Origin of the sequence: Sphingomonas gei (genome assembly GCF_004792685.1) — a bacterium.
GTDB lineage: Bacteria > Pseudomonadota > Alphaproteobacteria > Sphingomonadales > Sphingomonadaceae > Sphingomonas > Sphingomonas gei.
Map to the genome: position 1 here is coordinate 259,143 of NZ_SRXT01000005.1, position 21,697 is coordinate 280,839.

Annotated in this window: 29 protein-coding genes; 21 read left to right on the forward strand and 8 right to left on the reverse strand. The window is 65.9% G+C overall.

Annotation, left to right across the window (positions count from 1 at the left end):
* Positions 1-35: 35 nt before the first annotated feature.
* Positions 36-722: a 2,3-diphosphoglycerate-dependent phosphoglycerate mutase gene (gene gpmA / locus E5A73_RS13960; RefSeq protein ID WP_135964451.1), complete on the reverse strand. Its 687-nt coding sequence runs from the start codon at positions 720-722 to the stop codon at positions 36-38.
* Positions 723-851: 129 nt separating this feature from the next.
* Here gpmA and E5A73_RS13965 point away from each other — a divergent pair, with 129 nt between their 5' ends.
* Together E5A73_RS13965 and E5A73_RS13970 are read left to right on the forward strand one after the other, a co-directional pair.
* Positions 852-1,571 carry a dienelactone hydrolase family protein gene (locus E5A73_RS13965; protein ID WP_135964452.1) on the forward strand — a complete coding sequence of 240 codons (720 nt, stop codon included), beginning with the start codon at positions 852-854 and terminating at the stop codon, positions 1,569-1,571.
* A gap of 28 nt (positions 1,572-1,599) precedes the next feature.
* Positions 1,600-3,138, forward strand: coding sequence for a cation:proton antiporter (locus E5A73_RS13970; protein ID WP_135964453.1), 1,539 nt, complete (start codon positions 1,600-1,602; stop codon positions 3,136-3,138).
* On the opposite strand, the gene E5A73_RS13975 is transcribed toward E5A73_RS13970, so the two are convergent.
* The 3 genes from E5A73_RS13975 to E5A73_RS13985 are packed head-to-tail and all read right to left on the reverse strand — an operon-like array spanning position 3,135 to position 5,316.
* Positions 3,135-3,590, reverse strand: a complete 456-nt coding sequence (locus E5A73_RS13975) for a GNAT family N-acetyltransferase (protein WP_135964454.1) — start codon at positions 3,588-3,590, stop codon at positions 3,135-3,137. The two genes, E5A73_RS13970 and E5A73_RS13975, sit on opposite strands and share 4 nt — an antisense overlap.
* A complete protein-coding gene (locus tag E5A73_RS13980) occupies positions 3,590-4,708 on the reverse strand; it encodes a M14 family metallopeptidase (protein WP_135964455.1) in 1,119 nt (372 codons plus the stop codon). Before E5A73_RS13980 ends, E5A73_RS13975 begins: the two co-directional genes overlap by 1 nt.
* On the reverse strand, positions 4,705-5,316 hold the full coding sequence (locus E5A73_RS13985) for a DUF4136 domain-containing protein (RefSeq protein WP_240700184.1): 612 nt from the start codon (positions 5,314-5,316) through the stop codon (positions 4,705-4,707). Before E5A73_RS13985 ends, E5A73_RS13980 begins: the two co-directional genes overlap by 4 nt.
* Before the next feature lie 161 nt (positions 5,317-5,477).
* Between E5A73_RS13985 and ykgO the strand changes: the two genes are divergently transcribed.
* Genes ykgO through E5A73_RS14005 form a run of 4 tightly spaced genes read left to right on the forward strand, consistent with a single transcriptional unit; the run spans position 5,478 to position 6,945 of the window.
* Positions 5,478-5,603, forward strand: coding sequence for a type B 50S ribosomal protein L36 (ykgO, locus tag E5A73_RS13990; RefSeq protein ID WP_066482602.1), 126 nt, complete (start codon positions 5,478-5,480; stop codon positions 5,601-5,603).
* An 8-nt stretch (positions 5,604-5,611) separates the two neighbouring features.
* Entirely contained in the window at positions 5,612-6,226 is a 615-nt protein-coding gene (locus tag E5A73_RS13995; protein WP_135964457.1) for an HAD family hydrolase, read from the forward strand.
* A 42-nt stretch (positions 6,227-6,268) separates the two neighbouring features.
* Positions 6,269-6,553 (forward strand): type II toxin-antitoxin system Phd/YefM family antitoxin, encoded by a 285-nt coding sequence (locus tag E5A73_RS14000; RefSeq protein WP_135964458.1) that lies wholly within the window; start codon positions 6,269-6,271, stop codon positions 6,551-6,553.
* Complete coding sequence (locus tag E5A73_RS14005) at positions 6,550-6,945, forward strand: type II toxin-antitoxin system VapC family toxin (protein WP_135964459.1); 396 nt, start codon at positions 6,550-6,552, stop codon at positions 6,943-6,945. Before E5A73_RS14000 ends, E5A73_RS14005 begins: the two co-directional genes overlap by 4 nt.
* Before the next feature lie 2 nt (positions 6,946-6,947).
* Here E5A73_RS14005 and pyk read toward each other — a convergent pair whose 3' ends face one another.
* Entirely contained in the window at positions 6,948-8,417 is a 1,470-nt protein-coding gene (gene pyk / locus E5A73_RS14010; RefSeq protein ID WP_135964460.1) for a pyruvate kinase, read from the reverse strand.
* Between the two features lie 68 nt (positions 8,418-8,485).
* On the opposite strand from pyk, the gene E5A73_RS14015 reads away from it, so the two are divergent.
* From E5A73_RS14015 to E5A73_RS14085, 15 genes are all read left to right on the forward strand, one after another.
* Positions 8,486-8,857: a DUF1244 domain-containing protein gene (locus E5A73_RS14015; RefSeq protein ID WP_135964461.1), complete on the forward strand. Its 372-nt coding sequence runs from the start codon at positions 8,486-8,488 to the stop codon at positions 8,855-8,857.
* 115 nt (positions 8,858-8,972) lie between these two features.
* The gene (locus E5A73_RS14020; RefSeq protein WP_077510005.1) at positions 8,973-9,212 is read left to right on the forward strand and encodes a DUF2312 domain-containing protein; all 240 of its coding nucleotides are present in this window, start codon (positions 8,973-8,975) and stop codon (positions 9,210-9,212) included.
* A gap of 117 nt (positions 9,213-9,329) precedes the next feature.
* Positions 9,330-10,073, forward strand: coding sequence for a YebC/PmpR family DNA-binding transcriptional regulator (locus tag E5A73_RS14025; RefSeq protein ID WP_135964462.1), 744 nt, complete (start codon positions 9,330-9,332; stop codon positions 10,071-10,073).
* A gap of 148 nt (positions 10,074-10,221) precedes the next feature.
* Entirely contained in the window at positions 10,222-10,710 is a 489-nt protein-coding gene (gene ruvC, locus E5A73_RS14030; protein ID WP_135964463.1) for a crossover junction endodeoxyribonuclease RuvC, read from the forward strand.
* Between the two features lie 179 nt (positions 10,711-10,889).
* The gene (gene ruvA, locus E5A73_RS14035) at positions 10,890-11,486 is read left to right on the forward strand and encodes a Holliday junction branch migration protein RuvA (RefSeq protein ID WP_135964626.1); all 597 of its coding nucleotides are present in this window, start codon (positions 10,890-10,892) and stop codon (positions 11,484-11,486) included.
* Positions 11,483-12,505: a Holliday junction branch migration DNA helicase RuvB gene (ruvB, locus tag E5A73_RS14040; protein WP_135964464.1), complete on the forward strand. Its 1,023-nt coding sequence runs from the start codon at positions 11,483-11,485 to the stop codon at positions 12,503-12,505. Before ruvA ends, ruvB begins: the two co-directional genes overlap by 4 nt.
* A 44-nt stretch (positions 12,506-12,549) precedes the next feature.
* Positions 12,550-12,996 carry a YbgC/FadM family acyl-CoA thioesterase gene (locus E5A73_RS14045; protein ID WP_135964465.1) on the forward strand — a complete coding sequence of 149 codons (447 nt, stop codon included), beginning with the start codon at positions 12,550-12,552 and terminating at the stop codon, positions 12,994-12,996.
* A 7-nt stretch (positions 12,997-13,003) separates the two neighbouring features.
* Positions 13,004-13,693: a protein TolQ gene (gene tolQ, locus E5A73_RS14050; RefSeq protein WP_135964466.1), complete on the forward strand. Its 690-nt coding sequence runs from the start codon at positions 13,004-13,006 to the stop codon at positions 13,691-13,693.
* Positions 13,694-13,696: 3 nt separating this feature from the next.
* A complete protein-coding gene (gene tolR, locus E5A73_RS14055; protein ID WP_135964467.1) occupies positions 13,697-14,134 on the forward strand; it encodes a protein TolR in 438 nt (145 codons plus the stop codon).
* Between the two features lie 4 nt (positions 14,135-14,138).
* Positions 14,139-14,996, forward strand: a complete 858-nt coding sequence (locus tag E5A73_RS14060) for a cell envelope biogenesis protein TolA (RefSeq protein ID WP_135964468.1) — start codon at positions 14,139-14,141, stop codon at positions 14,994-14,996.
* A gap of 11 nt (positions 14,997-15,007) precedes the next feature.
* A complete protein-coding gene (gene tolB, locus E5A73_RS14065) occupies positions 15,008-16,360 on the forward strand; it encodes a Tol-Pal system beta propeller repeat protein TolB (RefSeq protein ID WP_135964469.1) in 1,353 nt (450 codons plus the stop codon).
* A 33-nt stretch (positions 16,361-16,393) separates the two neighbouring features.
* The gene (pal, locus tag E5A73_RS14070; protein WP_135964470.1) at positions 16,394-16,909 is read left to right on the forward strand and encodes a peptidoglycan-associated lipoprotein Pal; all 516 of its coding nucleotides are present in this window, start codon (positions 16,394-16,396) and stop codon (positions 16,907-16,909) included.
* A gap of 241 nt (positions 16,910-17,150) precedes the next feature.
* Positions 17,151-18,056 (forward strand): SPFH domain-containing protein, encoded by a 906-nt coding sequence (locus E5A73_RS14075; RefSeq protein ID WP_135964471.1) that lies wholly within the window; start codon positions 17,151-17,153, stop codon positions 18,054-18,056.
* A 9-nt stretch (positions 18,057-18,065) separates the two neighbouring features.
* Positions 18,066-18,278 (forward strand): type II toxin-antitoxin system antitoxin, encoded by a 213-nt coding sequence (locus E5A73_RS14080; protein ID WP_135964472.1) that lies wholly within the window; start codon positions 18,066-18,068, stop codon positions 18,276-18,278.
* A 43-nt stretch (positions 18,279-18,321) separates the two neighbouring features.
* A complete protein-coding gene (locus tag E5A73_RS14085; RefSeq protein ID WP_135964473.1) occupies positions 18,322-18,534 on the forward strand; it encodes a PF20097 family protein in 213 nt (70 codons plus the stop codon).
* Between the two features lie 13 nt (positions 18,535-18,547).
* Here E5A73_RS14085 and E5A73_RS14090 read toward each other — a convergent pair whose 3' ends face one another.
* The 3 genes from E5A73_RS14090 to E5A73_RS14100 are packed head-to-tail and all read right to left on the reverse strand — an operon-like array spanning position 18,548 to position 21,659.
* Positions 18,548-19,393 (reverse strand): S1/P1 nuclease, encoded by an 846-nt coding sequence (locus E5A73_RS14090; protein ID WP_135964474.1) that lies wholly within the window; start codon positions 19,391-19,393, stop codon positions 18,548-18,550.
* Positions 19,390-20,442 carry an isoaspartyl peptidase/L-asparaginase family protein gene (locus E5A73_RS14095; RefSeq protein ID WP_240700185.1) on the reverse strand — a complete coding sequence of 351 codons (1,053 nt, stop codon included), beginning with the start codon at positions 20,440-20,442 and terminating at the stop codon, positions 19,390-19,392. Before E5A73_RS14095 ends, E5A73_RS14090 begins: the two co-directional genes overlap by 4 nt.
* 35 nt (positions 20,443-20,477) lie before the next feature.
* Positions 20,478-21,659 (reverse strand): acyltransferase family protein, encoded by a 1,182-nt coding sequence (locus E5A73_RS14100; RefSeq protein ID WP_135964476.1) that lies wholly within the window; start codon positions 21,657-21,659, stop codon positions 20,478-20,480.
* Positions 21,660-21,697: the final 38 nt, after the last annotated feature.

The window sequence follows — 21,697 nt, forward strand, 5'->3', positions numbered from 1 at the left end:
GAGCTCCCTCCCCTGAAGGGGAAGGACTAAGAAAATCACCGCTCGCTCAGATAATAGCGATCGGTCGCCACCAGCGCCTCGTCGAGCTCGTAGACGATCGGCTGACCGGTCGGGATCTCGAGGTTGACGATCTCCTCGTCGGGGATCCCCGAGAGATGCTTGACCAAAGCCCGCAGCGAATTGCCGTGCGCCGAGACCAGCACCCGCTTGCCCGCGCGGATCTCCGGCGCGATCCGCTCTTCCCAATAGGGCAGCACGCGCGCGATCGTGTCCTTGAGGCTTTCGGTCTGCGGGATCGGCACGCCCTTGTAGCGTTCGTCCCTCGCCAGATCCCAGGCTGAACCTTCCTCGGGCAGCGGCGGCGGGATGTCGAAGCTGCGCCGCCAGATCTTGACCTGGTCGTCGCCGTGCAGCGCCGCGGTCTCGGCCTTGTTGAGCCCCGTCAGCCCGCCATAATGGCGCTCGTTCAATTTCCAGCTCTTCTCGGTGGGCAGCCACAGCCGCCCCATCGCCTCGAGCGCGAGGTTGAGCGTCTTGATCGCGCGGCTCTGGAAGCTGGTGAAGGTCAGGTCGAAGTCGAGCCCCTTCTCCTTGAGCAGCTCGCCCGCCGCCCAGGCTTCCTGGACGCCCAATTCGGTCAGGTCGACGTCCCACCAGCCGGTGAAGCGATTCTCGAGGTTCCACGCCGACTGGCCGTGGCGGATCAGGACGAGCTTGGTCATCTAGGGCTCCGGTTCCGGGGGCCGACCCTCAACCCGTTCGGGCTGAGCTTGTCGAAGCCCTGTTCTTTTGCACCGCGCTGATAGAAAGAAAAACAGTGCTTCGACAAGCTCAGCACGAACGGAGTTGTTATGGCGATCGCAAGACAAACGATCCTCTATGACGGGCCGGGCGGTCCGTTCGAGGGTGTCGCGGCTTGGGAGGACGCTGTCGAGGGCACGCGCCCCTGCGTGCTCGTCCTGCCGAACGTGCTCGGGCAGAAGGAAGCCGACAATCTCAAGGCCGATGCGCTCGCCGCGCTCGGCTATGTCGCGCTCGTCGCCGATGTCTTCGGGCAGGGCAAGCGCACCACGCTGCAATCCGACGACCGCAGCCGCTACATGGACGAACTCAACGCCGATCGCCCGCTGCTCCGTGACCGGCTCGCGGCTTCTCTGGCGGCATTGAAAGCCCTGCCGCAGGCCGATCCGGAAAAGGCGGCCGCGATCGGCTTCTGCTTCGGTGGCAAGTGCGTGCTCGACATGGCGCGCGCCGGGCTGGGCATCCTCGGCGGGGTGTCGTTTCACGGCGTCTATGACCCGCCGAGCTATCCGAGCGTGGTGCCGATCGCGGCGAAGCTGCTGATCTGCCATGGCTGGGACGACCCGATCTCGCCGCCCGAGGCGACCGTCGCGCTGGCCAACGAACTCACCCAAAGCGGCGCGGACTGGCAGCTTCACGCGTATGGCCATGCCGGCCATGCCTTCACCGATTCCGGAAGGGCAGGGCCGGGCGATATCGCCTACGAGCCGCGCGCCGATCGTCGCAGCTGGCGCGCGATGACCGACTTCCTCGAGAGGCTGTTCGCCTGAATCGCTTTCTGATGCGTTGGCGCGCGTAATGACCTTTTTCGAAAGCCTCGTCGCGCTGCTGCTCCTGGCGGTCATATTGCTGCAGGTCGCGCGGCGGACCTGGATTCCCTATCCGACGATGCTCGCCACCGCGGGGGTTATCGTCGCATTGGTGCCGGGAAGCCCGGAGATCGCAATCGACGGGCATACCATGCTGGCGCTGTTCATCGCGCCGGTGCTGCTCGACGCCGCATTCGACTTTCCGCTCGCCGCCGTACGCAAATTGTGGCGCCCGCTGGTCGCGCTCGCGGTGGTTGCTGTGCTGTTGACCACTGCCGTAGTGGCGTGGATCGGCTGGGCATTCGCCGGGCTTCCGCTCGCTGCCGCGATCACCCTAGGGGCGATCGTCGCGCCCCCCGATGCCGCCGCCGCGACCACGGTGCTGCGCTCGGCGTCGCTCCCGCGGCGCACGACGCAGGTGCTCACCGGCGAGAGCCTGCTCAACGATGCGACGTCCTTGTTGCTGTTCAGTGCCGCCGTCGCGATTCAAAGCCATGGCACGATCGACGGCGTGGTCGGGCTGCAATTGGGACTGGCGGTTCCCGGCGGGATCGCGCTCGGGCTGGCGATGGCGTGGGGGTTCCGCTTCATCATTCCGCACACGCGCGGCTCGTTCGGCGGCAATCTGCTCGAATTCGTCAACACCTTCGTCGCCTGGCTGATCGCCGAGCGGCTCGGGCTGTCGGCAGTATTGTGCGTCGTCACCATGGCGATGTTCATCGCCAACGATCCGCGCATGAAGATCCATGCGCGCGATCGCGTCCAGTCGTTCGCGGTGTGGGGCGTCGCGGTGTTCGTGCTCAACGTCGTCGCGTTCCTGATGATGGGGATGCAGGCGCATTCGATCATCGGCGCGATGACTCCCGATCGGCTGCGCGAGGCCGCGAGAGTCGCGGCGATGGTCGTCGCCGGCGTCATCGTCACCCGCTTGGTCTGGGTGCTGATCTATAACCGGCTGGCGGCGCGGTTCGCGTGGCTGCGCGGCGAGGCCAGCCCGGCGAGCTTCACGCAGGCGGTGGTGATCGGATGGTGCGGGATGCGCGGGCTGGTCACCCTCGCCACGGCCTTCGCGCTGCCCCGAGATTTCCCGCAGCGCGACCTCATCGTCCTCTCGGCGTTCGCCGTGGTGCTCGCCACCTTGGTATTGCAGGGCCTCACGCTCTCGCCGCTGATCCGTCTGCTCGGACTGAACGAGGATGACGATCATGCGGAGCGCGTGGAGGCGCAACGCGCGCTCGCCGACGCGGCCCTCAAAGCCGTGGCCGGTCCGCAGGGGCGCGTCGCCGACGAGATACGCCGCCAGTTCGAGATCGATCGCAGCGCGGTCGACGGCGGCGAGGCGTGCGGCGACTTCCTCGCGCGCCAGCGGCTCAAGCTGAAGGCGATCACCGCGCAGCGCGCGCGGCTCCACGCTTTGCGCGACGAGGATGCGATCGGCGCGGAGGAATTCGAGCGGCTGCAGGAGGCGCTCGACTGGCACGAGCTCGCCATCGGCACCGCCGAGCAGCGGACGATCGAGGAGGGTTAGAGCACCCGCGACAGGAAGCGGCTGAACGGGTCTGCCTTATAGTCGGCGAACGGCGCGCATTCGGTGAAGCCGAACTGGCGGTAGAGGGCATGTGCGGCGTCGAAGGCCTCGCCCGATCCGGTTTCGAGACTCAGCCGTTTGTAACCCCGCGCGCGCGCCACGCCGAGGATGTGCGACACCAACGCGGCGCCGGTGCCGCGCCGCAGATGCTCCGCCGCAGTGCGCATCGACTTGATCTCGCCATGCTGCGAATCGAGCTGCTTGAGCGCGGCGCAGCCGAGCAGATCCTCGCCGTCCCATGCCGACCAGAAGGTCACGCCCGGCGCGCGCAACCCGGAAAGGTCGAGGAAGTGGCAGCTGTCTTTAGGCGAGTTCGCGAGCATTCCCTGAAAATGCACGTTGAGCAGTGCGACGACCTGCGGGTCGTCCAGTCCCCCCTCGCGGATTTCCATCAGATTTCGTCGATCATGCCGGCGAGGGTGTCGAGGCAGGCATGCGCGAGGATCTTGCACCGCGCCGGCGACCACGCAAATTCGGGGTCGGCATTGGCGTCATGGTCCTTGAACGGCATTTCGAGCGTCATCGAGACCGCGCCGAAGCGCTCGGCCAATTGGTTGGTCGACATCGAGAGGTTTGCCTTGCCCGGCGCGGCCTTGTCATAGCCGAGGTCGAGCTGGAATTCGGGGGTGGTGTCGGCGAGGCGGCGCGCGAAATTGTAGAATTTCTCGCCCAGTTCGTCGGTCCAGCTCGGAATGCCTTCGAAGCCCGCGAGGAAATTGGCGGGGATCGCCTCGTCGCCATGGACGTCCATCGCGAAATCGACACCGGTCTCGTCCATCCGGTTGCGCACCGCGAGGACTTCGGGGCTCTTTTCGGGAGTCGGCGAATGCCATTCGCGGTTGAGGTTGATCCCCGCGGCATTGGTGCGAAGATGCCCGCGGCGCGACCCGTCGGGGTTCATGTTCGGCACGATGTGGAAGGTCGCCTTCTGGCGCAGCGCGTGCGCGGTCCGGTCGTCGAGGTCGACCAGTTTCTCGATCGCGCCTTCGATCCACCATTCGGCCATCGTCTCGCCGGGATGCTGGCGGGCATAGAGCCACACTTGCTTGGGGCCTTCGCCCAGGCTCAGATAGTCGATCGGCTGCCCATCGAGGGTCTGGCCGAGTTCGCGATGGCTGACGCCCGGCTGCGCGGCGATTCGCGTCACCAGATCGTGATGCCGCTCCATCGAATAAGGCGCGAAATAGGCGAACCAGACCAGGTCGGTGTCGATCGTGCGGGTGAAGCTCAGCACGCCGCCCGCATAATCGGTGTCGGTGGTCCGCCAATTCTCGCGGTCGGTGCTCCAGCGCGTCCGGTAGCCCGGCCAGCCGAACGGATAGGCCGAGCCGCCGGCGTTGAGGATGCGGAAAGTCAGCGTGCGGCCCTTCGCCCCCGCCAGCCGGAAATGGAACCACTGGTAGAAGTCGGACAAGTGATCCTTGGCGATCTCGAGATCGACTCGGTCGCCGTCGATTGCCACCACGCGAATATTGCCGGCGTCGAATGCGGCGTTGATCTGGATGCTCATTTGACCGTGGTAGTCACCCCGGACTCGCCTGGGAAGTCCCTGAACAACGCCTGGGCGAGCCGTGCCGCCGCCTCACGCGGATCGCTGCCCGGCTTGCCGCTCACCGATTCGGTGACCGCGCGGCCTTCCCATACCGTGGTGTTGTCGCTGCGCCGGCGCAGCTGGACCGCGAGTTCGGTGCCGGTCACTTCGCGGGTCTTGCCGCCGATGCCGAACGACAGTCCGCCGCCGAGTCCCACGCCGCCGCCGCGCCGCCCGCCGCTGATTCCGCCGCCGCCGAGCCCGATCGAGACGGGCGGCTGCTCGCGATAGCTGCCGCGCGAGGCACGCGTGAACGACACCGCCGCGATATAGCCTGAAGCCATGTCGCTGCGCGACCGGACATAGCTGAGCCGCTCGAGCTCGGTGGCAACTGCGTCGGCATAGAGCTGATATTCGGGGCTGATCTGCGCCGCGCCGGTCATCGGCTCGACTGCCACGGTGGTGCGCTCCAGCGGCTGGCCGAGATGGTAGCGCGTGACTTCCACCGGCGCGGTGCGCGTGCTGGTGGTGCAGCCGCCCGCGAGCAAAGCGGCGCCCGCCACTGCGATGCTGAGAACCTTGTTCACGGGGTACGCCTCCTGTCTCGCGGGGAGAACACCCCGCCGCAGTTCAACCCTGCCCTGTGGGAGTCGGTTCCACAAGGGCGCCAGCGCCTTGACTTGGGCGTGCTCCCCCATTAGGCGGGCGCCTCTTTTCCAGCATCAGATATTTGAGAAGCGAATCGGTCATGAAGATCGTGAATTCATTGAAGTCGCTCAAGGGTCGCCACCGCGACAACCGCGTGATTCGTCGCCGCGGGCGGATCTACGTGATCAACAAGACCAACCGCCGGTTCAAAGCCCGCCAGGGCTGATTTCGGCCGTGGGGACGCCGTCCGCCGTCATCTTCGATGTCGGCAACGTCCTTTTCGACTGGCAGCCGCGGAAATTGTACGAGCGTCTGATCGAGGACGATCAGGCGCTCGACGCGTTTCTGGCGAATGTCGTCACCAAGGACTGGCATTTCCAGCACGACGCCGGCCGTCCCTTCGCCGAGACCTCGGCGGAGCTTGCCTCCGCACATCCCGAGCATGCCGAGCTGATCCAGGCTTGGGGGCCGCGTTTCAACGAGACGCTCGAGGACCCCGTACCCGGCATGCCCGAGATCGTCCGGGCGCTCGATGCCGCCGGCGTGCCCTTGTTCGCGATCACCAATTTCTCGGGCGAGTTCTGGCGCGCCTGGGCGCCGCTGCATGCCGAATTGTTCGATCGCTTCCGCGACATCCTGGTCTCGGGCGACGAGAAGCTGGTGAAGCCGGATCCCGCGATCTACGCGCTGGCGCTCGGTCGGTTTGGCCTGGAAGGGCCCGACGCAGTGTTCGTCGACGACAGCGCCGCCAATATAGACGGTGCCAACGCTGCAGGCATCCACGGCGTGCTGTTCACATCTGCCGAGGACTTCCGCGCCGAACTGGTGCGGCTGGGATTGCTTGCCTGAAGCTTCGTGCAGGTGTACACTGCGTACACAACGGAGGCAGCCATGAAGATGTCCGTCCGCGAGGCCCGCGCCAATTTCGCAACCGCGCTCGAAGCCGCCGAGAAGGGCGAGCGCGTCACAATCACCAAGAACGGCAAGGCCATCGCCGAGCTCGGTCCACCCCAGCAGCCCAAGAAGGGCTTCGACTTCGAACGCGCCGCGCGCGTCCGCAAGGAAATGGGGCTCGACAAGCTCGACTTCGATCCCTGGCCTGCAGAGTTCGATGACCCGGCGTTCAGCCGCAAGGTATTGGGTCTCGACAAGGACACTGACCTCGAGCCGCGATGAGGATCCTGCTCGACACGCATTTTCTGATCTGGCTGACGATCGATTTTGCCAATCTGAAGCTCCACGAGGTTCAGTTTCTCGGGGAGGGGCATGAGATTCTGGTGTCCAGCGTCTCGATCATCGAGATCCGGTTCAAATGGCGATCGCTGGACGCCAAGGGGCAGCCGAAGGGCCGGATGAGTGCACCAACCGCACTGGAGCTTGTCCGAGCCAATGATTTCGCGGTTATGGATTTGACCGCGGCCGATGTCGCGACCGCGCTGGAACCTTCGCTCGCGCACACCGATCCGTTCGACGAGCTTCTCCTGCTCCACGCCCAGCAACTCGGTGCCAAGCTGCTCACCCGGGATGGCGCGCTGCGCGACCATCCCGCGGCGTACAGCCTCGCCTGACCTCAGCCGCCCTCGGGCCCCTGATAATTCTTGAGCTCATCGCCGAGTATCGTCACCACGTGGAGCACGTTGGTCGAGCCCGGAGTCCCGAACGGCACGCCGGCGCAGACCACGATGCGGTCGCCCGCGCCGGCCAGCTTCTGGCGCAGCGCCATGCGCTTGGCCTTGGCGACCATCTCCTCGAACGATTCGACGTCGCGGGTGTGGACCGCGTGGCTGCCCCACAGCAGGCCCGAGCGCCGAGCAGTCTCGATCTTGGGGGTGAGCACCATGATCGGCACGGTCGGCCGCTCGCGGGCGATTCGCCGCGCCGTCGAGCCCGAGCTGGTGAAGCACACGATCGCCGATGCCGAAACGGTGCGCGCGATGTTCTTCGCTGCCTCGGCGAGCGCGTCGGCGGTGGTCGGATCGGGGCGGGTGATGGTGAAATGGACGCGATCGCCATGCGCGGGGTCGCGCTCGACTGCGTCGGCGATCGAATTCATCATCGCCACCGATTCGACCGGCCATTTGCCCGCAGCGCTTTCGGCCGAGAGCATGATCGCATCGGCGCCGTCATAGACAGCGGTGGCGACGTCGGAGACTTCGGCGCGCGTCGGCGACGGCGAATCGATCATCGATTCGAGCATCTGCGTGGCGACGATCACCGGACGGCCCATCCGCCGCGCAGTCTCGACGATGCGCTTCTGCAGCGGCGGCACGCTCTGCGGCGGCAATTCGACGCCCAGGTCGCCGCGCGCGACCATCACGCCGTCGCATTGCTCGACGATTTCCTCGAGCCGGGTGATCGCGCTCGGCTTCTCGATCTTGGCGAGCAAAGCCGCCTTGCCGCCGATCAGCCGGCGCGCCTCCATCAGATCCTCGGGGCGCTGGACGAAGCTCAATGCGATCCAGTCGACATTCTGCTCGACCGCGAAGGCGAGGTCGCTGCGGTCCTTGTCGGTCAGCGCCGCCATCGGCAGCACCATGTCGGGAACGTTGAGCCCCTTGGAGTTGGACAAGGTCCCGCCGACTTCGACGCGCGTGATCAATTTGTCCTTCTCGACCGCGGTGACCCGCAGCACCATCTTGCCGTCGTCGAGCAGCAGCCGCGCATCGGGATGCGCCGCCTCGAAGATCTCGCGGTGCGGCAGCTCGACGCGAGTCGAATCGCCCGGCGTCGAGTCGCGATCGAGCGTGAATTCCTGTCCGGTTTCCAGCACCACCTTGCCCTCGGCAAATTTGCCGACGCGCAATTTGGGTCCCTGAAGATCGGCGAGGATCGTCGTCGGCCGTCCGAACTTCTTCTCGAGGCTGCGGATCGCGGCGATCACCGGCACCTTCGATGCCTGGTCGCCATGGCTCATGTTGACGCGGAAGGCATCGGCCCCCGCTTCGTACAGGCGCTCGATCATCTCGACGGTGTTGCTCGCCGGGCCCAGCGTCGCGAGGATACGGACTTTACGGCTGCGGGGGCTTATGGCCTTTGTCATCGCTGTCATTCCTTGTGCGCGCCTGCCTCTAACCGTTAATCCGTGTGGATCAACCACGGAGGTGCACGGTGCCGACACTCGAGACTATAGACGATGCCGTGGCGGCCGAGGCGTTTCGCCGGCTCGTTCGCCATCTGCGCCATCGCAGCGATGCCGAGAATATCGATCTGATGGGGGTTGCCGGCTTCTGCCGCAATTGCCTGGGCGACTGGATCCAGGAGGCGGACGGCAGCCTGTCGAAGGATGAGGCGCGCGAGATCGTCTACGGCATGCCCTTCGCCGAATGGAAGAGGCAGTTCCAGAAGCCGGCCAGCCCCGAGCAAATCGCGCGGATGGAGGAGAGCATTGCAAAAAATCACCGCGAGGAATTGCTGGACGATGCGCTCGACGAGAGCTTTCCGGCGAGCGATCCGCCGTCGATGAGCGAGCCCGGCCGGTAGCACTTGAGCCCGGCGCCTGTGTCCTTTAAGCGCGCCGTTCCATCTTCCTCGCCGATCCCCGGGGCCGCAGCTGCGGCCCTGCGCGGGCGCGGCGTCAGACCAGCAGGAGCGTCCAATGTCCGATTCAGTTTCCGCCGAACAATTGCGCCTCTTCATCGAGCGGATCGAGCGCCTCGAGGAAGAAAAGAAGGGCATCGCCGACGACATCAAGGACGTCTATGCCGAGTCCAAGTCGACCGGCTTCGACACCAAGACGATGCGCCACATCGTCCGCCTGCGGAAGATGGAGAAGCATCACCGCGACGAGGCCGACGCCTTGCTCGAAACCTATCGCCAGGCGCTGGGCCTGCACTAAGGCTGCTCCAAACACCTCCCCGTTCGCCCCGAGCTTGTCGAAGGGCCGGATTTTCTTCTAATCGCGGAGGAAGAAGAACGGGGCTTCGACAAGCTCAGCCCGAACGGGAATGGTACCATGGCTGGTCACAGCAAATTCAAGAACATCATGCACCGCAAGGGCGCGCAGGATAAGAAGCGCTCGGGCATGTTCTCCAAGCTCAGCCGCGAAATCACCGTCGCGGCCAAGATGGGCTTGCCCGATCCCGACATGAATCCGCGGCTGCGCGCGGCGGTCAACGCTGCCAAGGCGCAGTCGATGCCCAAGGACAATATCGCGCGGGCCATCGACAAAGCGAGCAAGGGCGATGCCGAGAATTACGAGGAAATCCGCTACGAGGCGTTCGGCCCCGGCGGGGTGAGCCTGATCGTCGAAACGCTGACCGACAATCGCAACCGCACCGTCACCAACGTGCGCACCGCGATCAGCAAGAACGGCGGCAATCTCGGCGCGCCGGGATCGGTCAGCCATGCCTTCGATCGGATGGGCCTGATCAACTATCCGGCAAAGGCCGGTGACGCCGACAAGGTGTTCGAGGCGGCGCTCGAAGCGGGTGCCGAGGATGTGACGTCGAGCGAGGACGGCCACGAGATCTGGACCGCGCAGGGCGATCTCCACGAAGTCGCCAAGGCGCTCGAGCCGGTGCTCGGCGAGGCCGAAGGCGCCAAGCTCGCCTGGCGCCCGCAGACGATGGTCGCGGTCGACGAAGGCGATGCCGGAACCTTGTTCAAGCTGATCGACGCGCTCGACGACGATGACGACGTCCAGACGGTGTGGGGCAATTACGAAGTCTCCGACGAAGTGATGGAGAAATTGGGTTGATCCAATCTCCCTCTCCCATCGGGAGAGGGAAGGGGCCCGCGCGCGAAGCGCGTGGGAAGGGTGAGGGTCGAACACTCGATTGCTCGACGACGACCCTCACCCTTCCGCCGCTCCGCGGCTCTCTCCCTCTCCCAATGGGAGAGGGAATTTGATCATCCTCGGCCTCGATCCTGGGCTCGGCACCACCGGCTGGGGGATCATCCGCGCCGAGGGCAATCGGCTCAGCCACCTCGCCAACGGCAAGTTCAAGACCGATCCGCAGGCACCGCTGGCCCGCCGGCTTGCGCATCTTGACGCGATGCTCGCCGGGCTGATCGTCGATCATGCGCCGCAGGCCGCTGCGGTCGAGGAAGTGTTCGTCAATTCCAATCCGCAATCGACGCTCAAGCTCGGCCAGGCGCGCGGGGTGGTGATCTGCGCCGCCGCGCGCGCGGGGCTAGATGTCGGCGAATATGCCGCTCGGTTGGTCAAGAAGGCCGTGGTCGGCACCGGCGCCGCCGAAAAGGCGCAGGTCCACGCGATGGTCGCGCGGCTGCTGCCCGGCGTGAAGATCGACGGCGCGGACGCGGGCGATGCGCTCGCCGTGGCGATCTGCCATGCCCATCACATCGCGAGCGCCCGCCGCCTCCGCACCTGATTTCGCTTTCCTACAAGTGCGCGTTCTGCTTATGTACCGGACATGACTCTTTCGGATTTCCGCCGTGCTGCCGCGGCCGCGCACGAAACGCAGCGGACCGAGTCAAGCAAGCCCGCAAACCTGCGAATCGAGTCAAGCGAGTCAACCAACCAGATGGTTGGATGTCGGACCCGCCACGCATGATCGCGCATCTCAAGGGCATTCTCGTCTCGACGAGTTCGGACAGTGCGGTGATCGACGTGAACGGCGTCGGCTATCTGGTCGGCGCCTCGGCCAAGACGCTCGACAAGCTCGGCATCACCGGCGATCCGGTGACGATCCATACCGAGATGCTCGTCGCCGAGGATTTCATCCGGCTGATGGGCTTTGCCACCGCCGACGAACGCGACTGGTTCAAGCTGCTCACCCATGTCCAGGGCGTCGGCGCCAAGGTCGCGCTGGCGATCCTCTCGATCCTCGCGCCCGAGGAACTCCGCACCGCCGTCGCCCGCGCCGATTCGGCGATGATCGCGCGGGCGAACGGCGTAGGTCCCAAGCTCGCCCAGCGCATCGTCAACGAGCTCAAGGACAAGGCCGGCGGCATGGCGCTCGGCGGCGGCACCGGCGCGCCGGTGCCCGCGGGAAGCGCCGCGTCGGATGCGGTGTCGGCGCTGCTCAACCTCGGCTTCAGGCCCGCCGAGGCGAGCAACGCGGTCGGCGCCGCCAATGACGAACTCGGCGCGGGCGCGACGCTCGACGCATTGGTGCGGCTGGCGCTGCGCAAGGCGGCGAAGTGACCGACGCCGACCGCTTCCTGGCCCCTACGCGCAAGCCCGAGGACGTGGACGCGGCGCTGCGCCCGAAGACGCTCGACGAGTTCGTCGGCCAGCGCGCCGCGCGCGAGAATCTGCGCATCTTCATCCAGGCGGCGAAGCAGCGCGGCGAGGCGCTGGACCATGTCCTCTTTTTCGGCCCGCCGGGGCTCGGCAAGACCACGCTCGCGCAGATCATCGCGCGCGAGATGGGCGTGGGGTTCCGCTCGACCTCGGGCCCGGTGATCGCCAAGTCGGGCGATCTCGCGGCATTGCTCACCAATCTCGAGGACGGCGACGTGCTGTTCATCGACGAGATCCACCGGCTCAATCCCGCCGTCGAGGAAGTGCTCTATCCGGCGATGGAGGACCGCGCGCTGGACCTGATGATCGGCGAGGGGCCGTCGGCACGTTCGGTACGGATCGACTTGCCGCGCTTCACGCTCGTCGGCGCGACCACCCGACAGGGGCTGCTGACCACCCCATTGCGCGATCGCTTCGGGATTCCGGTGCGGCTGCAATTCTACACCGTCGAGGAACTCGAGCGCGTCGTCGCTCGCGCAGCAACCTTGCTCGATTTGCATGTCGCCACCGACGGGGCGCACGAGATCGCCCGGCGCGCGCGCGGCACCCCGCGCATCGCCGGACGGCTGCTGCGGCGGGTGCGCGATTTCGCCACGGTGGCCGGCGAAGCGACCGTCCATGCCAAGGTTGCCGATGCCGCGTTGACGAGGCTCGAAGTCGACGCGCTTGGGCTAGACAATATGGATCGGCGCTATCTGATGATGATCGCCGATATCTACCGCGGCGGCCCGGTCGGCGTCGAGACGCTCGCCGCCGGGCTTTCCGAGCCGCGCGACACGATCGAGGAAGTGATCGAGCCGTACCTCATCCAGATCGGCATGATCGCGCGGACGGCGCGCGGGCGCTGCCTCAACGCCGCGGGCTGGAAGCATCTCGGGCTCAATCCGCCGCCCACCGCGCAGGAAGCGCTGTTCGACTGAGGGCAGGGGTTTCCCCGAGTCCGAGCCTTGGTTAAGGCCCGTTCATGCACGCGCTCTCCGCCATCGGCCGCTTCGAGGGCCTCGAGCACCATTTCGGCTTGCGCGTCTATTTCGAGGACACCGACCTGACCGGTGTGGTCTATCACGCCAATTACCTGCGCTACCTCGAGCGCGCCCGTTCGGACATGCTGCTCGCCGTCGGCGTCGATCAGCGCGCAACGTTCGAGAGCGGCGAAGGCGCCTATGCGCTGCGCAATGTGCGCCTGGAGTTCCGGGCTCCGGCGCGGTTCGGCGAGGAACTGATCGTGATCAGCCGGCTTGTATCGATGCGCGCCGCCGCGGTGACCATTCAGCAACGAGTCATGCGGGTGCAAACAATCGTGGCGACAGGTGAAGTCGAGGCGGCGTTCGTCTCCCCGGCGGGTCGGCCGCGGCGCCAGCCGGCGCAATGGGTGGCGGCGTTCGAGCCGTTGCTATGGAAGGGAAACTGAGCTCCATATGTTGTTTCTGAATACCGCCGCCGCGACCATGTCGCCCGTTGCCTTGTTCCTCCAGGCGGACTGGGTGGTTCGCGGCGTGATGATCGGCCTGCTGCTCGCGAGCCTGTGGACCTGGGCGATCATCCTCAGCTTCGGCTTCCGCGTCAGCACCGTCAACAAGGGCATCACCAGCTTCGAGACCGAATATCGCGAGGCCGACGACATCGACGAATTCCACCGCCGCGCCGCCAGCCGCGACCAGCCGATCGCGCGGATATTCTCCGCAGGCGTCACCGAATGGCGGCGCTCGACCACCGGCAAGTCTATCGACCGCGAAGGCACCCGCGAGCGCCTCGCCACGGCGATGGGCGCCACGGTCGCGCAGGAAGTCGATCGTCTCGCCGATCGGCTCAACTTCCTCGCCACGGTCGGCGCGGTCGCGCCGTTCGTCGGGCTGTTCGGCACCGTCTGGGGGATCATGCGCAGCTTCACCAGTATCGCCGCCGAGCAGAATTCGTCGCTGGCGGTGGTCGCGCCGGGCATCGCAGAGGCGCTGTTCGCCACGGCGATCGGGCTGTTCGCCGCGATCCCCGCGGTGATTGCCTATAATCGCTACAGCCATTCGGTTAATCGCGTCGAGCAGCGGCTGAACCGCTTCGCCGACGGGTTCCACGCGACGCTCAGCCGCCGCCTGGAGATGGAGGCCTAAAGCATGGCCATGCATCTCCCTTCGGGCAAGAGCCGCGGGCGCCGGGCGCCGATGGCCGAGATCAACGTCACGCCTTTGGTAGACGTGATGCTGGTGCTGCTGATCATCTTCATGGTCACCGCGCCGTTGCTCACGGCCGGCGTGCCGGTGAACCTGCCCGACAGCCGCGCCAAGGCGCTCGATCAGGAAGACAAGCCGGTCCAGCTCGCGATCGACGACAAGGGCCAGATCTTCGTCGACGACGAGCCGGTCGACGATGCCGGCCTGCCGGCGATGCTGGCGCAAGTTGCGGCGCGGAAGGGGGGCGACGGGAAACCACCGCAAATCTATCTGCGCGCCGATCAGGGGCTCGGCTACGGCAAGGTCATGCGCGTGATGGGCGAGCTCAACCGCGCGGGACTCAATCGCGTCTCGCTGCTGACCAACGCAACGAGCAAGTGACGTCATGGCGCTGACTCGCTCCGAAATGGGCGGACTCGCCGTTGCGGCGGCTTTGCATGTGGCGTTGTTCAAGCTGCTCTCGGTCGGCCTGGCGCCCAAGCCGGAAATGCTGGTCAGCACGCCGATCGCGGTCTCTTTCGCCGAGGATGTCGCGCTGGAAAGCGCCGCCCCGGTGATCAGCAGCGAAGCCGAGGCGGCGAAGAAGTCGCCGGTCGAGGCGCCCGTCGAGCCCGAGAGCGCGCCGCCCGAGCCGGTCGCCGAGCCCGAACCCGAGCCGGTGGCGAAGCCGCAGCCGGCGCCGCCCAAGCCTGCGCCGGCACCCGCGGCAAAACCCAAGCCCGCGCTTCCCGCCAAGCCTGCACCCAGTAAGCCGGCGGCCAAGCCCGCAGCGCCGGCCAAGCCTGCGGCTTCTGCGCCCGCGTCGAATTCGCGCCGGCCGGTGCGCCCGACTGGCAATCTCGACGGGCTGGATCTCGGTCGCACCAACAATCGTAACGATGGCACAGCGACCACGCCTCCCGCCGCGAAGATGTCGACACAGGCTGCGGCCAATATCGGCTCGGCGATTCAGCGGCAGGTGCAGCCCTGTGCCGATCGGCAGGTCAATCCCGGCCCGGGCGCCGACCAGATCCGCGTGGTGGTGAATCTGCGCATCAACCGCGACGGCTCGCTCGCCGGGGCGCCACGGATCATCGATCATATTGGCGTCGACGATGCCAATAAGCGCTATGTCGAGCGCGTCGACGATGCCGTTCGCGCGATCTTCGCCGGTTGCTCGCCTTTGCGCGGGCTCCCCGCCGAGCTGTACGAAGTGCCCAATGGCTGGAAGAGTTTCACCCTTCGATACCGACTCAAGAGTTGAGGAACGAGATCATGCGAAGCTTCAAAATCGCGCTGGCCGGGCTGATGGCCGCCTCCGTGGGTGTCGCGCACGCGCAGGTGACGCCGCCGGCGCAGGACGACCAGTCGGGCGGACTCGTCGTCGATGTCGAAGGCGGCATGTCGGCGCCGCTGCCGATCCTCATTCCCGCGATGCCCACTTCGGCGGTGGCCTCGACCCCGGCCGGATCGACCGACGAACTCGGCCGCAAGCTCGCCCAGATCGTCGACGACGATCTGCGCAACACCGGCCTGTTCAAGACCGCGGGGCCCGGCGCGACGCGCGGCATCGCCTATTCGGAAGTCGCCCAGCCCAATTATGCGGGATGGAGCGGGGGCCAGGCTTTGGTCCAGGGCTATGTCCGCGCCAACGGCAACGGCACGCTGACGATCGGCTGCTATCTCTACGATCTCGCCGCGCAGACCGAATTGGTCCGCCAGGGCTTCGTCGTCTCCCCTGGCGATTGGCGCCGCGCCGGGCATAAATGCGCCGATTCGATCTACGCCCGGCTCACCGGCGAGGGCCCCTATTTCGACAGCCAGATCGTCTATGTCGCCGAGACGGGTCCCAAGGGGAAGCGCCGCAAGCAGATCGCGATCATGGACCAGGATGGCGCCAACCATCGCTTCCTGACCAACGGCCAGAATATCGTACTCACTCCCCGGATGTCGCCGAAGCAGAACGCGATCGTCTATATGAGCTACGAGAATCGGCGCCCGTCGATCTGGATCTACGACATGAGCGCGCGGACCAACCGCCGGCTGGTCGACAATGTCAGCCAGAATTTCGCGCCGCATTTCTCGCCCGACGGGCGCTCGATCCTGTTTTCGATGTCGGTGGCGGGCAATACCGACATCTATCGGATCGGCACGAGCGGCGGGCAGCCGCAGCGGCTCACCAACGTGCCCGGCATCGACACCGGCGGCAGCTATTCGCCCGACGGATCGAAGATCGTGTTCGAGAGCGACCGCGGCGGCACCCAGCAGCTTTACGTGATGAATGCCGACGGATCGAACCAGAAAAGGATCAGTTTCGGCGGTGGCCGCTATGCGACTCCGGTATGGAGTCCGCGTGGCGATCTGATCGCGTTCACGCGCACCGGCGGCGGCGCGTTCCGCATCGGCGTGATGAATTCGAGCGGCGGCGGCGAGAAATTGCTGACCAGCGCTTGGGGTGACGAGGCGCCGAGCTGGTCGCCCAATGGCCGCGTGCTGATGTTCTTCCGCGCCGCACAGGGATCGGGCCGGCCCGATCTGTGGTCGGTCGATCTGACGGGCGTCAATGCGCGGAAAATCCCGACGCCGCTCGACGGCTCGGATCCGAGCTGGGGACCGATTCGCCCGTGAAACGTTTTCGTTACGACTAGTAGGAGGAATATGATGTCCAAGATGACGACCAGCCTGGTCCTGGGCCTGGCGCTTGTCGCCACCGCGGGCTGCGCGAAGAAGCGCCCCCCCGAGCTGCCGCCGACCCCGACCGAGATAGCGCCGCCCAGCGATGGCAGCAGCGGCGAGAGCAGCGACACGCTCGCCGGGCGCCTGAACGAGCAGTTCAAGCGCGAGGTCACCAGCGACACCGTGCATTTCGCGCTCGACCAGTACGACATCGATTCGGAAGCGCGTTCGATCCTCGGCAGCCAGGCGAGCTGGCTCGTCGCGCATCCCGAGACGCGAATCACGCTCGAGGGCCATGCCGACGAACGCGGCACCCGCGAATATAATCTCGGCCTCGGCGATCGCCGCGCCAATGCCGCGAAGAATTATCTCGCGGCACGCGGCGTCTCGGCGACGCGGATCACGACGATCAGCTACGGCAAGGAGCGCCCGCTGGCGTTGGGCTCGGACGAAGGCAGCTGGGCGCAGAACCGCCGCGCAGTGACCATCGTCATCAACTGACGCGGGTTCGGGGGAGATAGAGCCACTCTCTTCCGTTCGCACTGAGCTCGTCGAAGGGCGGTTCTTCTTCTTGAGGGAGGACGGTGCTTCGACAAGCTCGGCACGAACGGAGTGGGACATTCCCTGCATGCCACGACGCCGTCGATCCTCGCGGATCGGCGGCGTTCGCATGTCTGCCGATTGGGCTTGCAAGGTCGCCTATTTAGATATAAATGTGATATCACAATAATGGGAGGCAATGATGACGGACATTCGGAGCGCAAGCTCTGCGCTGCGGCAGAGTAGCGAGCGCGCGGCGCACACCATGAGCGGCTATGGCATGCTGGTCGTGCTGCTGCTGCCGATCGCAGCGGTGGTCGGGGCAGTCAGCCAGATCGACCGCATCGCCGATGCATGGGTGGTGTTGACCCTGGTGCTGCCGTGCACGCTTTTCCTGTTCGTCATCGCCGGCTTCTATCTGCTCCAGCCCAACCAGGCGGCGGTGGTCCTGCTGTTCGGCGACTATCGCGGCACCGATCGTACCTCGGGGCTGCGCTGGACCTGGCCGTGGATGCTCAAGAAGAAGGTGTCGGTCCGTTCGAACAACATCATCTCGGATCGGATCAAGGTCAACGATCTGCGCGGCAATCCCATCGAGATGGCGGCGCAAGTGGTGTGGCGGGTCACCGATACCGCCCAGGCGCTGTTCGATGTCGACGATTACAAGGCGTTCGTGATGGTCCAGATCGAGGCTGCGGTGCGCACGATCGGCTCGCGTTATCCGTATGACGATTTCGAGCACCAGGAAATCACCCTGCGCGGCAATCACGATCAGGTGGGCGGCGAACTGCGTACCGAGCTGATCGCCCGGCTGACGGTGGCGGGGATCACCGTCGACGAATGCGGCTTTACCCACTTGGCCTATGCGCAGGAGATCGCCGGGGCGATGCTGCGGCGCCAGCAGGCGCAGGCAGTGGTCGCGGCGCGCACGACTCTGGTCGAAGGCGCGGTCGGCATGGTCGAGATGGCGCTGGCGCTGCTTTCGGAGAAGAATGTCGTCGAGCTCGACGACGAACGCCGCGCCGCGATGGTTTCTAACCTGATGGTGGTGCTGTGCGGCGAGCGCGACACCCAGCCCGTGGTCAATGCGGGTTCGCTGTACCAATAGGAAGCGCGCGTGTCGGCACCCCCCAAAAAGGCATTTCCATTGCGTCTCGATCCCGCGCTCTATGCGGCGATCGAGCGCTGCGCGGCGGCCGACCTGCGCAGCGTCAACGCGCAGGTCGAATGCCTCCTGCGCGAGGCGCTGGGGCGTCGTGGGGTGAAGCTGGCGGAGCCGGTCCGTGCCAAGCGCGGGCGTCCGCCGAAACCGGAGGGAGAGAAAAAATGACCGGAATGCCCACCAGCCAGAAGCGGCCGCTGAGAGCGGTGCCATGATGCGCGCCAATATCTGCCCCAAATGCCAGAGTGCGATGGCGGAGGGATTCGTTGCCGCCGAACGCGGCGGCGTGCAAAACGTCAGCAGCTGGCTGGCAGGCGTTCCGCGCAAAACCTGGTTCGGCGTACGGTCGACCGGCAAACGGCTCGAAATCAGTACATGGCGCTGCCAACGTTGCGGCTTCCTCGAAAGCTATGCTCGCGGCTGACCCGGACTGACGCTCAGCCCAAAGCCTCGTCGAGCAGTCGCGCCAGCCGGAGCCCGCCCTTGACCAGTTGCTGGCGCGCGGGCTTGACAAGCTTCTCGATCGTCGCCTCGTCCAGTCTGGCCCGTTCGGGAACCGGTCCGCACGGATCGCCATAAGCGCTGGCATAGGCAACGTCGCGGGCCACCTGCCAGCTGTCGCGGCTCCAGTCCTCGACGCTGCCGCCGTTCACGGCTGCACGCTCCTCGGCCGAATAGAGCCGGACCAGCGAAGGCGGAGTCGAGATTGCGCGCTCGGCTAGCAGACCGTCCCAGATGCTGTGAAGGTTGAGCTTCTCGGTCGAATAGATGCCGTAGGTCGATTTGGCGCGGTTGCCGCCGAGATCGCCGCGGTCGCCGGCATGGAGCGGCTGGTGCAAGTCGCCGACGAAATGGACGAGAAAGGCCAGCGCCATCACCCGCTCGCGCACCGGCACGCTGCGATCCTTGAGCAGCTTGGTGGCGCGCTCGATCTGCGCCGAGACGCAATTGCCGTCGGGGCAATTGCCCTTGAGCGTGAAGTCCTTGCAGATATTCACGTTCTGATAGTGCCAGTTATAGGCATAGCTGAAGCGCGCGCCGAGTTCCTTGATGCAATCGGGCCAGACGCTGGCCTGCTCGATCGTGCGTGCCGGACAGGTCGGCGTTTCGAGCAGCGCCTGGTGCTTGAGAAGCTTGCCGATCTCGACGCGTACAGCCGGCGTGACGTTGCGATAGGCGATCGCGGCGACGGTCTCGTGGCCATATTCCCAATAAGCCTGCGCAGGCGAGATGGTCGCGCCGAAACCGAGAATCGCGGCGAGCAGGATCAGAAATCGCTTCACTTGTCGTCACCGTAGAATGCGACCAGCCGGTCGCCATTGGAAGAGGCCTTGCCGCGATACATGCCCGGAGTGTTGAAGGTCCACCCGCCGATCCCACTGGGCGTGACGAAAATCACCCCTCCGCTTCCGCCCAGGCTCTTAACATCGCCCATCACCCGATCAACGATCCCCTGTGCCGTTCTTTGATCCGGAACGACCAGCCGCTCGCAAATAAGGTTATATGTACCGGGATCCTGGAGAGGCGGCCCGGCATATGGAGGGCAGTCGTCGGGCTCCGTACGCACCGCGTGCCGCATTTCCGAACAGATCTCGTGCGCCACACCCACGCGGATGAAGAACTCGCCGGCACCAGTCGCCGAGACCGCGCAAGCGCGATCGTCGGCATAGGTGCCGGCGCCGATGATCGGTGCGTCGCCGATCCGGCCCCAGCGCTTGCCGGTCAGCCCTCCGGTCGACGTCGCGGCGGCGACATGGCCCTCAGCGTCCATCGCCACCGCGCCCACGGTGCCGTATTTCAGATCCACGTCGAACCAGCCGAGCTTGTCGTTGGCCTTCATCTTGTCGAGCTGTTTCCGGCGCTCGGGGGTCGCGAACCATTCGTTGTCGACTTGCTCGAGCCCCTGCTCGCGCGCGAACTGGTCGGCGCCTGCGCCCGACAGCATCACGTGCGGGCTCTTCTCCATCACGGCGCGCGCGGCGGCGACCGGGTGGCGGGTGGTGGTGACGCCCGCGACCGATCCGGCAGCGCGGTTGCGCCCGTCCATGATCGCCGCATCGAGTTCGTTCTTGGCGTCCCAGGTGAACACTGCGCCGCGCCCGGCATTGAAATTCGGATCGTCCTCGAGCACCTGCACCGCGGCCTGTACGGCATCGAGCGACGAGCCGCCGCCGGCCAACACCTTCGAGCCGGCATCAAGCGCGGCATTGAGCCCGGCAGCGATCCCCGTCTCCTGCTCGGGAGTAACACGGCCCTTTTCGATGATCCCGGCGCCGCCATGAATGACGAGCGTCCATTTGGGCTTGTCCTGGGCCTGGGCCGCCAGCGGCATGAGAAGAACTCCGAGCAAGAGAGGCAAGAGGCGCATCACGGCACTCCCGAAATCGAGGGTGCTGCCGTAGCAGATCGCGGTCGTGACGCCAGCCGCCGCAAACCGATCAGCGGGCGCAACCAACCAATCCGGCGGCCGCCGAGATAGAACAGCCAGCACCCGGTGATCGTTGCCCCCAGCAACGCGACGAACTCGATTCCCGCCGGCAGTGCGAAGCGCAACAGATACCAGCCGAGCATGACGATGATCGTCTGGTGGATGAGGTAGAAGGGGAACACCGCTTCGGTGAGCGTCCGCCGCCAGCGATGGTCGCAGTTCCACCAGCGATCGGCGATTCCGATCAGCGCGACGATCGTGCACCAGCCCAGGATCAGCCGTCCCGCGGCGAAGGGCAGGCGAAGTTGCGTGTCGGGGACGCTCCCCGCCAGCCACAGCAGGAGGATCCCCGCGACCACGACAAAGCCGAGGACCGCGAGCACGCCCGCGACTCGCCACCAGCGCCGGATCGCGGCCCATGTCCGCGGCGCATCGGCGAGGAAGAAACCGAAGACGAAAGCGGGGAAATACATGCGATGCGCCGTCCAATCGCCGATCAGGGCGTGGTTCGGCTCGGCGCGTGGCCCGCTGATCGCCATGTGCACCGCGAGCCAGGCGAGCGGCACCAGCAGCAGCCCCGGCCCGCCGAGCAGATCGTCGGCAAAGCGCGCGAAGCTTGCCCGAGCCGCAGCCGGCGTCAGCGCCAGGATCGCGACCAGCACGAGCGTGTATGCCCAGAGATATACGACGAACCAGAGATGCTGCCATGTCGGCAGCACGATTCCGTCGAGCGTCCCGAAGCGGAAATAATCGCCAACCCAGAAATGCCAGAAGCTGCCGGCATAGCCATGTTGCGTCATCAGCTCGATCCAGGGCTGGGGCGGGATGATCAGCATTGCGGCGAACAGCGTCGGGAGGACCAGCCGCGCCGTCCGGTCGCGCAGGAAGCTCGCCGGCCCCGTGGATTTGCCGAGCAATGCGGCAGTGGCGAAGCCCGATACGGTGAACAGCAACGGCAGGCGCCACGCATTGGTCGCCAACATCGGCAGTTGCACCCAGTCGAGCGGTTGCGCCGTCTTCACATGCCAGCCCCATGGCACGAAAAACATCCCGATATGATAGAGGATCAGCAGCGCGAACGCCCCGATCCGCAGCCAGTCTATCCCGTAATGCCGTTCCATACGCATTGCCTCCCGTCACGAATGCGCATCCGGCTAGC

Excerpts from the sequence above, each read along its gene's own strand:
- gpmA (WP_135964451.1), bottom strand. The coding sequence starts at position 722 with ATGACCAAGCTCGTCCTGATCCGCCACGGCCAGTCGGCGTGGAACCTC.
- E5A73_RS13965 (WP_135964452.1), top strand. The coding sequence starts at position 852 with ATGGCGATCGCAAGACAAACGATCCTCTATGACGGGCCGGGCGGTCCG.
- E5A73_RS13970 (WP_135964453.1), top strand. The coding sequence starts at position 1,600 with ATGACCTTTTTCGAAAGCCTCGTCGCGCTGCTGCTCCTGGCGGTCATA.
- E5A73_RS13975 (WP_135964454.1), bottom strand. The coding sequence starts at position 3,590 with ATGGAAATCCGCGAGGGGGGACTGGACGACCCGCAGGTCGTCGCACTG.
- E5A73_RS13980 (WP_135964455.1), bottom strand. The coding sequence starts at position 4,708 with ATGAGCATCCAGATCAACGCCGCATTCGACGCCGGCAATATTCGCGTG.
- ykgO (WP_066482602.1), top strand. The coding sequence starts at position 5,478 with ATGAAGATCGTGAATTCATTGAAGTCGCTCAAGGGTCGCCACCGCGAC.
- E5A73_RS14000 (WP_135964458.1), top strand. The coding sequence starts at position 6,269 with ATGAAGATGTCCGTCCGCGAGGCCCGCGCCAATTTCGCAACCGCGCTC.
- E5A73_RS14005 (WP_135964459.1), top strand. The coding sequence starts at position 6,550 with ATGAGGATCCTGCTCGACACGCATTTTCTGATCTGGCTGACGATCGAT.
- pyk (WP_135964460.1), bottom strand. The coding sequence starts at position 8,417 with ATGACAAAGGCCATAAGCCCCCGCAGCCGTAAAGTCCGTATCCTCGCG.
- E5A73_RS14020 (WP_077510005.1), top strand. The coding sequence starts at position 8,973 with ATGTCCGATTCAGTTTCCGCCGAACAATTGCGCCTCTTCATCGAGCGG.
- E5A73_RS14025 (WP_135964462.1), top strand. The coding sequence starts at position 9,330 with ATGGCTGGTCACAGCAAATTCAAGAACATCATGCACCGCAAGGGCGCG.
- ruvA (WP_135964626.1), top strand. The coding sequence starts at position 10,890 with ATGATCGCGCATCTCAAGGGCATTCTCGTCTCGACGAGTTCGGACAGT.
- E5A73_RS14045 (WP_135964465.1), top strand. The coding sequence starts at position 12,550 with ATGCACGCGCTCTCCGCCATCGGCCGCTTCGAGGGCCTCGAGCACCAT.
- tolQ (WP_135964466.1), top strand. The coding sequence starts at position 13,004 with ATGTTGTTTCTGAATACCGCCGCCGCGACCATGTCGCCCGTTGCCTTG.
- tolR (WP_135964467.1), top strand. The coding sequence starts at position 13,697 with ATGGCCATGCATCTCCCTTCGGGCAAGAGCCGCGGGCGCCGGGCGCCG.
- E5A73_RS14060 (WP_135964468.1), top strand. The coding sequence starts at position 14,139 with ATGGCGCTGACTCGCTCCGAAATGGGCGGACTCGCCGTTGCGGCGGCT.
- tolB (WP_135964469.1), top strand. The coding sequence starts at position 15,008 with ATGCGAAGCTTCAAAATCGCGCTGGCCGGGCTGATGGCCGCCTCCGTG.
- pal (WP_135964470.1), top strand. The coding sequence starts at position 16,394 with ATGTCCAAGATGACGACCAGCCTGGTCCTGGGCCTGGCGCTTGTCGCC.
- E5A73_RS14075 (WP_135964471.1), top strand. The coding sequence starts at position 17,151 with ATGACGGACATTCGGAGCGCAAGCTCTGCGCTGCGGCAGAGTAGCGAG.
- E5A73_RS14085 (WP_135964473.1), top strand. The coding sequence starts at position 18,322 with ATGATGCGCGCCAATATCTGCCCCAAATGCCAGAGTGCGATGGCGGAG.
- E5A73_RS14095 (WP_240700185.1), bottom strand. The coding sequence starts at position 20,442 with ATGCCGCTGGCGGCCCAGGCCCAGGACAAGCCCAAATGGACGCTCGTC.
- E5A73_RS14100 (WP_135964476.1), bottom strand. The coding sequence starts at position 21,659 with ATGGAACGGCATTACGGGATAGACTGGCTGCGGATCGGGGCGTTCGCG.